This is a genomic window from Aquimarina sp. MAR_2010_214 (assembly GCF_002846555.1).
Lineage (GTDB): Bacteria > Bacteroidota > Bacteroidia > Flavobacteriales > Flavobacteriaceae > Aquimarina.
Genome location: NZ_PJMS01000001.1, coordinates 5,937,328 through 5,950,923, shown reverse-complemented (window position 1 = coordinate 5,950,923; position 13,596 = coordinate 5,937,328). Strand labels below are relative to the sequence as shown.

General features: G+C 34.3%; 15 protein-coding genes. All 15 read left to right on the top strand.

The window, feature by feature from the left end:
- Position 1 precedes the first annotated feature (1 nt).
- Positions 2-694 carry a precorrin-2 C(20)-methyltransferase gene (gene cobI, locus ATE84_RS25675; protein WP_158237339.1) on the top strand — a complete coding sequence of 231 codons (693 nt, stop codon included), beginning with the start codon at positions 2-4 and terminating at the stop codon, positions 692-694.
- Positions 691-2,046, top strand: a complete 1,356-nt coding sequence (gene cobJ, locus ATE84_RS25670; protein ID WP_101450711.1) for a precorrin-3B C(17)-methyltransferase — start codon at positions 691-693, stop codon at positions 2,044-2,046. The genes cobI and cobJ overlap by 4 nt, the downstream gene beginning before the upstream one ends.
- Positions 2,047-2,052: 6 nt before the next feature.
- On the top strand, positions 2,053-2,709 hold the full coding sequence (bluB, locus tag ATE84_RS25665) for a 5,6-dimethylbenzimidazole synthase (protein ID WP_101450710.1): 657 nt from the start codon (positions 2,053-2,055) through the stop codon (positions 2,707-2,709).
- A gap of 143 nt (positions 2,710-2,852) precedes the next feature.
- A complete protein-coding gene (locus ATE84_RS25660) occupies positions 2,853-3,314 on the top strand; it encodes a mobile mystery protein A (protein ID WP_101450708.1) in 462 nt (153 codons plus the stop codon).
- Positions 3,305-3,901 carry a mobile mystery protein B gene (locus ATE84_RS25655; RefSeq protein ID WP_101450706.1) on the top strand — a complete coding sequence of 199 codons (597 nt, stop codon included), beginning with the start codon at positions 3,305-3,307 and terminating at the stop codon, positions 3,899-3,901. Before ATE84_RS25660 ends, ATE84_RS25655 begins: the two co-directional genes overlap by 10 nt.
- A gap of 62 nt (positions 3,902-3,963) precedes the next feature.
- Positions 3,964-5,151, top strand: coding sequence for a precorrin-6y C5,15-methyltransferase (decarboxylating) subunit CbiE (gene cbiE, locus ATE84_RS25650; RefSeq protein ID WP_101450704.1), 1,188 nt, complete (start codon positions 3,964-3,966; stop codon positions 5,149-5,151).
- Positions 5,152-5,357: 206 nt separating this feature from the next.
- Complete coding sequence (locus tag ATE84_RS25645) at positions 5,358-5,684, top strand: hypothetical protein (RefSeq protein ID WP_143273712.1); 327 nt, start codon at positions 5,358-5,360, stop codon at positions 5,682-5,684.
- 174 nt (positions 5,685-5,858) lie between these two features.
- Positions 5,859-6,863 carry an NAD(P)-dependent oxidoreductase gene (locus ATE84_RS25640; RefSeq protein ID WP_101451256.1) on the top strand — a complete coding sequence of 335 codons (1,005 nt, stop codon included), beginning with the start codon at positions 5,859-5,861 and terminating at the stop codon, positions 6,861-6,863.
- The gene (locus tag ATE84_RS25635) at positions 6,863-7,876 is read left to right on the top strand and encodes a glycosyltransferase family 2 protein (protein WP_233195895.1); all 1,014 of its coding nucleotides are present in this window, start codon (positions 6,863-6,865) and stop codon (positions 7,874-7,876) included. The genes ATE84_RS25640 and ATE84_RS25635 overlap by 1 nt, the downstream gene beginning before the upstream one ends.
- A 93-nt stretch (positions 7,877-7,969) precedes the next feature.
- Entirely contained in the window at positions 7,970-9,826 is a 1,857-nt protein-coding gene (gene cobM, locus ATE84_RS25630) for a precorrin-4 C(11)-methyltransferase (RefSeq protein ID WP_101450698.1), read from the top strand.
- Positions 9,823-10,560, top strand: a complete 738-nt coding sequence (locus tag ATE84_RS25625; protein ID WP_158237338.1) for a precorrin-6A/cobalt-precorrin-6A reductase — start codon at positions 9,823-9,825, stop codon at positions 10,558-10,560. The genes cobM and ATE84_RS25625 overlap by 4 nt, the downstream gene beginning before the upstream one ends.
- A 90-nt stretch (positions 10,561-10,650) precedes the next feature.
- Positions 10,651-11,748, top strand: coding sequence for a cobalt-precorrin-5B (C(1))-methyltransferase (locus ATE84_RS25620; protein WP_101450694.1), 1,098 nt, complete (start codon positions 10,651-10,653; stop codon positions 11,746-11,748).
- Complete coding sequence (locus ATE84_RS25615; RefSeq protein WP_101450692.1) at positions 11,745-12,455, top strand: hypothetical protein; 711 nt, start codon at positions 11,745-11,747, stop codon at positions 12,453-12,455. Before ATE84_RS25620 ends, ATE84_RS25615 begins: the two co-directional genes overlap by 4 nt.
- A gap of 71 nt (positions 12,456-12,526) precedes the next feature.
- Positions 12,527-12,979: a tRNA (cytidine(34)-2'-O)-methyltransferase gene (locus ATE84_RS25610; protein ID WP_101450690.1), complete on the top strand. Its 453-nt coding sequence runs from the start codon at positions 12,527-12,529 to the stop codon at positions 12,977-12,979.
- Positions 12,980-13,274: 295 nt separating this feature from the next.
- A complete protein-coding gene (locus tag ATE84_RS25605; protein ID WP_101450688.1) occupies positions 13,275-13,592 on the top strand; it encodes an Hpt domain-containing protein in 318 nt (105 codons plus the stop codon).
- The last annotated feature ends 4 nt before the right edge of the window (positions 13,593-13,596 follow it).

Below are 13,596 nucleotides of genomic sequence, written 5' to 3'. Positions count from 1 at the left end.
TTTGCATACAATTTATGGAATAGCTTTAGGACCAGGAGACCCAGAACTTCTTACACTTAAAGCACTACGAATATTAAAAGAAGTCGATCTTATTTTTTATCCGGGGTCTATTAGCAAAGATCAAAAAAAGAGCTTTGTATATCCTATATTGAAATATCACGGACTAGGACATAAAGAATTGAAAGGGTTTTTCCTAAATATGTCATACGACCGTAAAGAAGCTTCAGAAACATATGCAGCAACCGTAAAAGATATTGAAGAAGCCTATCGTTCTGGAAAAAAAATAGCGATTGTATGCGAAGGTGATATTAGCTTATATGCTTCTTTTTCGTATATATTAACAGCGCTTCAAGAATTGCAATTACCAGTATCTTTGGTGCCGGGAATTAATTCTTTTTCACTGGGCGCATCGCAACACCAAATACCATTAAGTTTACTTAATGATAAAATCGCTATCGTTCCGAGAGCAAAAAATATCGCAGAAATCTCTAAATACTTTTTAGAATTTGATACCGTGATATTAATGAAAATACGTTCTGGATGGAATGATTTTCGATCAGAATTAGTACAGAAAGATTGGAAATGTTATTATTGTGAACGTTTAGGAACCAATCAAGAATATATAACAACAGATTTAACCACTCTGACCAATAGAGAAATTCCATATTTCTCTTTATTAATTATCAAACAATGATCAAAGTTGTAGGGCTAGGCCCCGGGCATTCAAACTATATCATTCCGATGGCTACACAGGCAATTTCAGAAGCTTCAGTAATCATAGGATATCACTATTATTTTCAATTTATACAACATTTAGTACGTCCTGATGCCTTATGTATAGGTAAAGAGTTGAGTGAAGAAGAAAAAAGAGCAGAAATTGCAATACAACATGCTTTAGAAGGAGAACATGTTGTTGTTATTGGCTCTGGTGATGCCAGTATATATGCAATGGCATCTATTGTATACCAAAAAGTTGCAGAGCAAGAATTAGATATTCCCGTAGAAACGGTTCCGGGAATTTCGGCCTTTATTACTGCAGGTAGTAAATTAGGAGCTGTATTAGGACATGATTTTTGCTGTATTTCTTTATCTGATTTAATGACTCCATGGACCACAATAGAGAAACGTATCCATGCTGCGGCAATGGGAGATTTTGTAACAGGGCTATATAATCCTAAAAGTAAAAAACGCTATTGGCAATTGGGAGCGTTAAAAAATATTTATCTGAAATATAGACCGAAAACTACACCTGTAGCAATTTGTAAGCAATTAGGGAGAGAAGAAGAAGAGATTAAAATCACTACTTTAGAAGATTTAAATGTAGATGAGGTAGATATGTTTTGTGTGGTGTTAATAGGAAATAGTCAAACCTTTAGATATAAAGACCATCTCATTACTCCAAGAGGATATTTAAACAGAAAACCCGAAACCGGATTAGAAATACAACAAGCCAGCTTTAGGGAAATATTGGATAATATTCCACAAAATACATTAGAAAAGGGTGAATTATGGGCAGCTATACGATGTATTCACACTTCTGGTGATTTTGAATATATAAACTATCTGGAAACGTCTAAGCATGCAATTGCTACCTGGCATGATTACCTTATAAATGGAGGAACGATAGTAACCGATGTTACCATGGTAGCTGCAGGAATTACAAAAGCGTATACCGCTAAATATGGCAATCAGGTAATTTGTTTGTTAAACGATAAAGAATCTCTTCAGCTTGCTGAAAAAGAAGGATTAACACGAACACAGGCAGGAATAAAACGTGCTGCAAAAAAATATCCCAATGCATTATTTGTTATAGGAAATGCACCAACGGCATTAATTGAGATTGCAGATCAGATTCAAGCGGGAATATTATCCCCGACAGGAGTTATTGGGGCACCAGTAGGATTTATCAATGTAATTGAATCTAAAGAACGATTAAAAACAATATCGTATATTCCATACGCATTAATTACCGAAAAACGGGGAGGTAGTAATTTTGCAGCAGCCATTGTTAATGCAGCATTTACATTAGAAGAAGCTAAATTATAAGAACAAATGAAAGAGCATCCGCAACGTATATTTGACGATAAAGAGCAAACATTGCTCGAAGAGATAATAGCGCATCGCAGGGATGTTCGAGGGAATCGGTTTTTAAATACTCCCATATCTCAGGAATCAATTGATAGGATTATAGAAGCTGCATTGGCAGCCCCTTCGGTAGGGTTTTCACAGCCCTGGGAATTTGTATTGATCAGGGATCAAAAAACGAAGCAAGCCGTAAAAGAAACTTTTTCTGAAGAAACGGCACGTGCTGCAATTCAATTTACAGACGAAAAGCAAAAAGAATACATTAAGCTTAAACTAGAAGGGATTTTAGAATCTCCTTTAAATATGGCAGTGTTTTATAAACCTGCAGAAGGCCCTGTTTTGGGGCAGACAAGCATGCCTAACATGGGTAAATACAGTGTAGTTTGTGCAATACAAAATATGTGGCTCATGGCACGATCCTTAAATATAGGAATGGGATGGGTGAGTATTTTGGATCCCGAAAAAGTAAAACAAGTACTTGGAGCTCCAGAGAAAAACCAATTGATAGGATATTTATGCTTTGGGTATACCGACATGTTTTATAACCAACCCGAATTAGAACTAAAAAAATGGGATCGCAAAAAACTTCAAAAAGAAGTGGTTATCCAGGAAAAATATGGTTAGTTTTTTTTAAGCGCATACAATATATTGTAAGGCTTAATTTGAAATGCTTTTGTAAAGTAAATATACAAGTTTATTTTTTTGTAATTTTGTAAACATATAAATTTACATTTTTAATATTTTGTAAACTTAAATAATTACAATTGATGAGAAATAAGAAAAAACTTTTAATTGAGCAATTAGACCAAAAGTTGGAACCGTTTCAAAAAACAGAAATGGTACTGATGCCAAACAAAGGATGGATAAATACTATCCGTACAACCCTTAATATGACTATGGCTCAACTCGGAGCCAAACTAAATATTACTAGACAAGGTGTAAAAAGAATTGAAGAAAGTGAAGCCAAAGGTACAATATCAATCAATTCATTAAAAGAAGTAGCTGAAGCTATAGACTTTAAATTTGTATATGGATTTGTCCCAAAAGAAGGAACCATTGACAATCTGGTTAATTTAAAATCTGAAAAACTGGCTCGAAAGATTGTATTAAGAACTAATCAGAATATGAAATTAGAAAATCAAGGAATAAGCGATGAAAAAATTAATGAATCAATTACAGATTTGGCTAATGAAATAAAAAGAGAAATGAGAAAATCATTATGGGATTAAAATTAAAATATACAAATGGACAAACTCCTATAAATGAAGAAGAAAAAGAAGGTTTAAGAATAAAATCAATAACAACACAAAAAGAATTAGATGAATTTGAGCAGTTAAATATTGAAAAAGCAGTTGAATGGACTATTCATGCTAATTTGAAACCTGAAAAAATATTGTCAGAAAAGTTTATAAAAGATCTACATAAAAAGATGTATGGTGATATTTGGAAATGGGCAGGTGAGTTTAGGAAATCTGAGAAAAATATAGGAATAAAATGGACACAAATTGGAATAGAGTTAAAAAACCTTATTGATGACACAAAATATTGGATAGAAAACAAAACGTATTCCTCCGAAGAAATTTCAATTAGATTTAAACATAGAATTGTTACAATTCATTGTTTCCCTAATGGAAACGGAAGACATTCTAGAATGATGGCTGACATAATAATGGAATCTGTTTTTGGAGAAGAAATATTTACTTGGCATCAGTCAAATATGGTTAAAGCAGACGAAATAAGGAAAAACTACATAGCAACATTAAGAGAAGCCGATAATGGAAATATAAACCCTTTAATTGAATTTGCTCAAAACTAAAACCAACAATATACATTCATCTCAGGCAGGATGCAAACATATCATACAAAAGACGTTATACTATGACCTTCCATATTATAGGTATCGCAAATAAAACCCCGGATTTTACAACAGAACAACAACAGAACATTCTGGATACTCTTATTTTTAGTGGAGGAAAACGACACTATGAATTGGTCAAAGACCATCTTCCCAAAGATCATCAATGGATAGCTATTCAATCTCCGATGTGTCAGGTATTCGAGGCATATGAAAAAGCAGCAGTACCGATTATTGTTTTTGCTTCTGGAAACCCACTGTTTTATGGATTCTCGAATACATTGAAAAATAAGTACCCAGATGCAGAAATCATAACAACTCCCTATTTTAGTTCGATTCAATTATTGGCTAATGCAATGCGTTTGAATAGTAACCAGTTACAAACCGTGAGTGTGCATGGAAGAACCTGGGAAGCATTAGATGCTATCTTAATCCAACAAAAAGAATGTATAGGAGTACTTACAGATTCAGAAAAAAAACCAGCTACCATTGCAAAAAGACTATTGGAGTATGGATATGATAATTATGACATCATCGTAGGCGAAGATATAGAAGGAGAACAGGAAAAATTTCAGAAATTATCTTTATTGGAAGCTTCAACAATGAAGTTTCACTCACTGAATTGTGTTATACTAAAAAAAACAGCGCATCGTCAAATTGATTTTGGTATAAGCGACACTGATTTTAAAGGTTTACCTGGCAGGCCTAAAATGATTACCAAAATGCCTATTCGATTAATGACCTTGCATTATTTAGATATTCTTAATGTTGATATAGTATGGGATATCGGCTTTTGTACTGGATCTGTTAGTGTCGAGGCTAAATTAAAAAATGGGGATTTAGATATCATTGCTTTTGAAAAAAGGCCGGAGTGTGAGGCAATTATGATAGAAAACCAAAAACGTTTTGGAGCTCCTGGGATTCAAATTGTAATGGGAGATTTTTTTGAGCAGGATCTTACTCAATTTGCAAAACCTGAAGCAATTTTTATAGGTGGTCACGGCGGCAGATTAGAAGAGCTTTTTCTAAAGATCACTCCTATTTTACAATATGAAACCTGTATAGTGATCAATGCTGTAAAAGAAAGCTCGGTACAAGCTTTTAAAGCAGGTTGCAACAAAATAGGGTATACTATTGTAGAAGAATCCACATTCTCACTTGATGATTATAACCCAATTACAATGCTTAAAGCGATAAAAGTTAAGGTCTAAAACCAAATAGAAATCTATTTTTTTTCAGTATCTGGTTTTCTTGTTCTTAATCAAATTCACGGTTTCCAGTGTGTTCTTCACTTCATATAGTGTATACTTTTGTGTCTAAGTATTGGGAAAAGAACATGATTATGAAAAAAAATAAATTACTTAGTTTGCTGATAATAGGGGCAGTTGTTCTATATTCTTGTAAAAGGGATAGTGACATGCCCAAACTTGACACCGAACAGATAGAAATAGAAACAGAGATAGAAGAAACCAACAGGATTATAAGTACTATTTCTTCTGAAAAATTTCTTACAAATAATCTTATTTTAAAAATTATAGATACAAAAAACAGACCATTGACGAATGTTGAAATCATTATTGATAAAGCAACAAAAACTACTGATGATGATGGGTGTGTCACTTATGAAAATATTTTATTGAATGAAGATTATTGCCTAGGATCTGATACAAAAGACTTGATCGAATCACTCCCGGATACCCGTATAACACCATTTCTCATATTAGATTATCGTTATAGGCTTTAAAATCACTAGCACCTGTTTATAAAGCCTATTATATAGGGGATGTAAACAACAGAAAGTTTGTGTTAAACTCTATTACAGATCTAGAAAATAATTCATTTTAATCAAAACCTCTACCATATATGATCAATTTATGTAGGTTTGCCAAATGAAACGAGCATTAAAAAAATTCAACGTGTGAAAATAACTTCACTTGTAACTGGCGGAGCAGGATTTATAGGTTCGCATGTGGTTAATCATTTACTAAAACAAAATCACCAGGTTATCGTTTTAGATGATCTTTCGGGAGGAGATAAGGAAAATATAAACTCAGCAGCACTATTTTATGAAGGTTCGATACTAGACGTTACCTTAATACATACTCTTTTTGATAAGTATAAGTTCACCTATGTCTATCATTTGGCTGCTTATGCAGCTGAAGGATTAAGCCATTTTATTAGAAATTTCAACTATCAGAATAACCTGATCGGTAGTGTTAATTTGATTAACGCATCGGTAGTTCATGAAGTGAAATGTTTTGTTTTTACCTCTTCTATTGCAGTCTATGGGACAAATACATTGCCATTGGTAGAAACACAATTTCCGCAACCGGAAGATCCTTATGGAATAGCAAAGTATGCTGTAGAATTGGACCTGATAAATGCACAGAAGATGTTTGGTATGGATTATATTATTTTCAGACCTCATAATGTATACGGAAGACATCAAAATATAGGAGATAAATATCGTAATGTTGTTGGGATATTTATGAATCAAATTCTTGAAAATAAACCGTTAACCATTTTTGGAGATGGTAAGCAAACAAGAGCTTTTACACATATTGATGATATTGCACCTTATATTGCTAGTTCGGTAACAATACCCGAAGCACATAATACAGTTTTTAATATAGGAAATGATGCAGTATACTCTGTAAAAGAACTGGCAATAGCAGTAAGTAATGCAATGCAATCAGAACTAAATATAGAACAACTAGAAAAACGGGAAGAAGTGACTCATGCTTATGCTAATCATTCAAAATTTGATACCGTTTTTAATCCCAAAAAACATATAGATTTAGAAACCGGGCTTTTAGAAATGGCCAAATGGGTAAAGACTCATGGGTCTCGTTCTAGTAAAGAATTCCAAAACATTGAAATAACAAAAAAGCTGCCGAATTCCTGGAGAAAACCTTTAAGATAATGACAAATCAACCACTAGTTACTATTATAATGGCTGTTAAAGATACGGCTCCCTATTTGCGGGATTGCTTAGATTCTATTCTGGCGCAGACGTATCAAAACTGGGAACTTATTGCTGTAAATGATCATTCATCTGATGATAGTCCAAAAATTTTGCAGGAATATGCCGCAAAAGATTCCAGAATTCGATTTTTTAATAGTGATAGACCTAAGCTAATCCCAACACTACAAGTAGGATATGCCGAAACCAGAGGAACGTTAATCAACAGAATGGATTCTGATGATAAAATGCCAGCGTATAAAATAGAAGTTCTTGTAGAAGAATGGAGTAAACATGGAAAAGGAACTGTGATTGCAGGAGGAACTGAGCATTTTGTTGACGAAGGAGTTGTGGGTGATGGGTTTCTTAAATACGAAAAATGGCTTAATGAAGTTGCCAGAACAAGTACTCACTATCAAGAGATTTATAGAGAATGTGTGATCCCATCTCATTGTTGGTTACTACACAAAGAGGATTTTGATGCAGCAGGAGCTTTTGATCCGATTGTATACCCTGAAGATTATGACCTCTGTTTTCGATTTTATAGATTAGGTTTAACAATTGTAGGGATTGATAAAATTCTACATCACTGGAGAGATCGATCTGATAGAATTTCACGTACCTGGGAAGAATACAAAGACAATCGATATTTTGATCTCAAGCTACGCTTTTTCTATGAATTAGATAGAGATAAAACACGGCCTTTAGTGCTATGGGGCGCAGGGAAAAACGGAAAGGATATGGCCAAACTCTTACAATCTTATACTGATCAATTTCATTGGGTATGTGATAATGAGAGAAAAATAGGAAAGGACATCTATGGAGTACGATTAGGGCATTATGACGATATCAAAACGCTCGAGAATGCCCAGATAATTATTGTAGTAGCATCTCCAACAGGGAAAAAAGAAATAGAAGAATTACTCGTCTTATGGAATAAAAAACCGGTTGTTGATTTTTGGTTTTTTGCGTAACAAGTATGTATAATCTTACTAAACATTTTTTAAGACGTTAATAACCTAATATCTTTGTGTTGTAGAAGAATTTAATAGCTTTTTCAAAAACACATGTCAGAACACACTATAAAAGTTGCAATACTCTGCTTCACAGATCAAGGAGTATCTATTGCTAAAACCTTGCAAAAAGAATTTTATCGCTCTAAACTGTTTACAACAAGAACAGTAGAAACTAGTAAAGATATAAAGCAAATCAATTCGGTATCAGAGTTGATAGAAAACTCATTTCATAACTATGATGCATGGATTTTTGTCGGAGCATTAGGGATTTGTGTGCGTAGTATCGCTGCACATATCAAAGATAAGACAAGTGACCCTGCTGTGATTAATGTTGATGATCAGGGTAAATTTGTACAAGCCGTACTTAGCGGTCATATTGGCAAAGCCAATACACTTACAACTCAAATCAGTAGAATTCTTAATGCACAAGCTGTGTTATCTACATCTAGTGATTTGCAAAACCTATGGGCACTGGATACGCTAGCGGAAACCTATGGATGGAAAATGATGAGTTCTATTTCTACAAATGAGATTATATCATTGTTTGTGAATAGAAAATCTACAGCACTAGTGTTAAAAGTTAAGAATAAAGGAGTTCAACACCTGGAGAAAACCTGTCCGGATTTTGTAGATATTTATTATGATCAGAAAGATTTTGAACATAGCGACTATGAATTAATACTATATGTAGGTTATGAACTTATTGCTACAGAGACTCCTATTCTTTCCTTCTACCCTCCTTGTGTGGCTTTAGGTAGTGGGTGCGCAAAAGATATAGAGCCTCAACTACTCATGAAAGGATTAGAGTCTGCATTACGAGAACAACATATTGCTATAGAAAGTATTTACGCTATAGGATCTGCAACTATTAAGAATGAGGAACAAGCATATCTTGATTTTGCAGCGTATTATAATATTCCTTTTATGACCTATACAGGCGAAGAACTCAATACGATTACAGTTGCCAATCCTTCAGAAGTTGTAAAGAGAAAAGTAGGTGTTTATGGCGTTTCTGAAGCCGCTGCGGCATTAATAGCCGGTCAATCAACGTGGTTGGTCGAAAAAACAAAAGCGCTCACGCCGTCTGGTAAAAAATTCACCTATGCATTAAGTTTGTCGGCCAGATATGAGCGTAAAGCAAGTATTGCAATTGTGGGTGCTGGATCTGGAGATCCAGAATTATTAACCTTAAAAGGACAGTATATTCTAGAAAATGCAGACTGCATTTTATATGCCGGGAGTTTGGTGCCAGAAGCTTTGACACATATGGCAAAAGAAGGTGCATTGGTGCGTAATTCTGCATCGATGACCTTAGAAGAACAAATAATGATTATTGATCAATATTATAAACAAGGAAAATCTGTTGTGCGCTTGCATTCTGGAGACCCTTCTATATACGGAGCGATACAGGAGCAGATGACTATTTTTGATGAAAAAGGATACGATTATTACATCGTTCCGGGAATTTCCTCATTTCAGGCGGCAGCTGCATATCTCAAATCAGAATTTACCATTCCCGAAGTAGCACAAACTATTATCCTTACCCGGGGAGAAGGAAATACACCAATGCCAGAGCACGAAAAAATTGCTGATATGGCAAAATTAAGAGCTACAATGTGTATTTTTTTAAGTGTAGGTATAGCTAAAAAAATACAAGCACAACTTCTGGAACATTATCCAGAAAATACACCATTAGCAATACTGTACCGTGTAAGTTGGGAAGATGAAGAAGTATGGACAGGTACGCTCTCTGAACTAACTACTATCATCAAAAAAAATAAACTAACTCGTACGGTGCTTATTGTAGTGGGCGAAGCCGTAGGTGCTCGTAAAAACAGATCGTGGTTATATGATGATAAATGGTATCATATCTTCAGGAAAAAAGAAAAAGAAATCCAATCCTCATGATACTCGTTTTTGGAGGCACCACAGAAGGGAAACAAGTCGCCAGAATATTGGATGAACTAGAATATCCGTATTACTATTCAACCAAAACAAAAGTGGATTTTGAAGGAAAAGGAATTCCGATTCATGGAGTGATGACAGGTTCTCTATTAGAAAATTTTTGTAAGAAACATGAGATTACACATATTGTTAATGCTTCTCACCCTTTTGCGGTACAATTGCATCAAATGATTTCTGATATTTCGATCGTACTACCTTTGATACGCTTTCAAAGACAGTTTTCTCCTAGAATACTAAATCAAAAAGTATCTTATGTAGCTAGTTTTGAAGAGGCGATACGTTATTTTAATAAAAACAACTATAGTTCATTATTGGCACTCTCGGGAGTGCAAACCATTACTAAATTACGATCTTATTGGGAAGATCATCTCACTTGGTTTCGTATTTTGGATCGCGATAGTTCCAGGACGATTGCTGATGAGGCGGGATTTCCAAAAACGAAGTTGTTATTTGGATATCCACAAACTAAAGCAGCCGAAATGGAGTTGTTTGCCAAACTATCTCCAGATGTTATTTTTACTAAAGAAAGTGGAAGTAATGGGAAACTAGAAGAAAAAATAGCTGCGGCTCTAGCTGTAAACATCTCGATAGTCATTCTTGAGAAACCAAAAATTTCTAATCGATATCTTTGTGTAGATACAAAGGTGAAGTTGATTAAAATGATTACTAATGAGTAGACGAGAACCTACAGACCTCACAGGTCTCCAAGACCTGTGAGGTCTGTGAAATCATGTTTTTTATAAACCCTAAATTCATCAAGTAAAAACATTAGCGAATTACAAGACATACCAGATAAACCATTACGAAAAGGGTATACCACGGGGGCCTGCGCAACTGCTTGTGTTAAAGCTGCATTATGGAGTTTAGTAACCCAACAGGAAATTACTGAAGCTCAAGTGCAATTGCCTATAGGTGAAATCGCTACATTTCGAGTTCAACCCAATACGTTAACACAAAAGGAGGCTACATATTCAACAATAAAAGATGCAGGTGATGATCCTGATGTAACTCATAACGCAGAGATCGCAGCTACTGTATCTCTTAATAATACTGGAGATATTCTTTTTAAAAGAGGAAAAGGAGTGGGATTAGTTACCTTACCGGGATTAGAAATACCTGTAGGAGAGCCAGCAATTAATCCAGTCCCCAGAGATATGATGCGTATCGTTTGTAAAAAGATAATATCAGATCATCAACTCGAGAAACATGGAGTAACCATTACCATATCTGTAAAAAACGGAGAAGAACTTGCTAAAAAAACATTGAATAGTCGTTTAGGGATATTGCATGGAATTTCAATATTGGGAACTACCGGTATTGTCACTCCGTTTTCTGCCGCTTCTTATATTGCCAGCATTCAACAAGGGATTGATGTTGCTGTTGCAAATGGTATGACAGAATTATTAATAAACTCTGGAGCGCGTAGTGAAAAAATGTTGAGGTCTATATTTCCTAATATTTCAGAAGTATCCTGTATACATTATGGAAACTGGATACAGGAAACTTTCGAAAAAATCCATCAATCTCCTCAGATTACCAAGGTATCTATGGGGATTATGTTAGGAAAAGCATCAAAATTAGCACAAGGCAGAACGAATACCCATAGCGGAAAAACAACATGGGATAAAGATTTTATATATCAACTAGCTATATCTGCAGGATATCCAGAGGAAATTGCTAACAAAGTTTTAGTACTAAATATGGCAGGACGTCTTCGGGAAATTTTTACTTTTACAGCCCAAGAAAATTTTTATCAAAAATTAATACAAGAATGTCATTATCATTGTCAGAAAATAGCACCAAATGTAACGATTGCTATGTATTTGATTAATAATGATGGAACTCACATATCATATACTATATGAATATCATGAATCTTGCCCGCCCTCTGATAGCAGGGGTTTTACATTCTTTTGAACCGGATCATATGTCTGCAGTATCGGTACTTGCAGCAGAAAACGCCATTAAAAAAAAGAAAGTGTCTTTTAAGACTGCATTTACAGCATCTCAATGGGCATTAGGACATTCGGTAACTTTGTTGATGTTTGGAGGGATTGCTTTAGTATTTAGAGCAGCCTTACATGCTTTTGTAGAGAGCGTCTCTTTTTGGGCAGAATTTTCTGTCGGTCCAATTATGATTTGGCTAGGGGTAATGGCTATTCGAAGAAATCATAAGATTAATGAGATGATGGCAGATCATAAAAAAATAGAAGCACACGAGCATGCGGCTAATAATCCTATTCATCTACATGGAAAAAGAGGCGAAGAAATTGCTATGAATCCTATTAACAGGTCGTTTTGGATTGGGATGTTACATGGATTGGCAGGTACAGGAGGTGCGCTAACCTCTGCACTAATTATTAGCGCAGATACCATCTCTGATGCCATCCTGATATTAATAGTAGAGTCTATTGGAATTATATTTTCTATGGCAATATATAGTTATGTACTGATCTTTACCATGAGCCGTTTTATCGAACGCAATATGTCGATATTTAAATGGATGAATGGTGTTATTGGTATCATTTCGATAATAGCAGGATGTATGGTATTACAAAGTGTGCTTTTTTGAATAACTTTAAGTATGCTAGTTACTGGCATATATTGCTTATAAACGATTGAAGAGCGTAGATATAATAAAGAATGACATATAATATTGTACTTGTAGAACCAGAAATCCCCATGAATACGGGTAATATTGGTAGACTTAGTTTAGCATCAGGATCAAATCTACACTTGGTAAAACCATTTGGGTTTGAATTAAGTGATTCGAGATTAAAAAGAGCTGGGTTGGATTATTGGAAACACATTTCGGTACATATGTATGATAGCATAGACGAATTTTATGCCGTAAATAAAGGTAAAAACATGGTGTATCTATCAAGTCATGCAGAAAAAGATTATTGTTCTATACCTTATGAAGATGATCTATTTTTTGTTTTTGGAAAAGAATCTACTGGCTTGCCAAAAACTATAACAGAAAAATATCCGGATCAACTCTATAAAATACCAATTTACAGTGATAAGGTAAGGAGTTTAAACTTAGCCAATGCAGTGAGTATTGTAGTTTATGAAGGGATAAGAAATATTAGATAGCTCTTAATTTTACTTTCCAGATTTAAATTTTTAACATTTGTTGTACAAATTTTAACCACGCCGACCTTCTCATGGAACTTTTTGACGAAGTGTTTAACAATGATCATTGTTAAAACCTGATGATGAAAACAAGGGAACGGCAATAATATAATATAATTACTTTTTCCAAAAGAGAATAAAAAGAATATACTCAGAGGGCATTATTGGTGTCATTTGGATAATAATTATAGAATAAGGAGTATTTTTAGTACTTCGAATACTTTTATTGATTATGCTCTAATTAAAAACCAACTAAATGGAAGAACCAAATTTATCAGAAATAAATAAGATATCTAATGGAGATAAAGCCTTTGAGGAAAAGATGTTAAATGTTATCAGAAAAGAATTCCCGATAGAAAAAGAACAATATTTCAGTAGTTTAAAAAATAAAAACCTTGTAAAAGCTGCAGAATATGTGCATAAGTTAAAGCATAAGGTCAGTATTTTTGGACTTGAAAAAAGTTATGAAATAGCAACAGATTATGAAAACAATTTGAAAGAAGGAAGTTATGATTTAAAGAAGGATTTTGAAAAAATTCTACAAATGATAACAGAATACATAAATACACTATGACTCT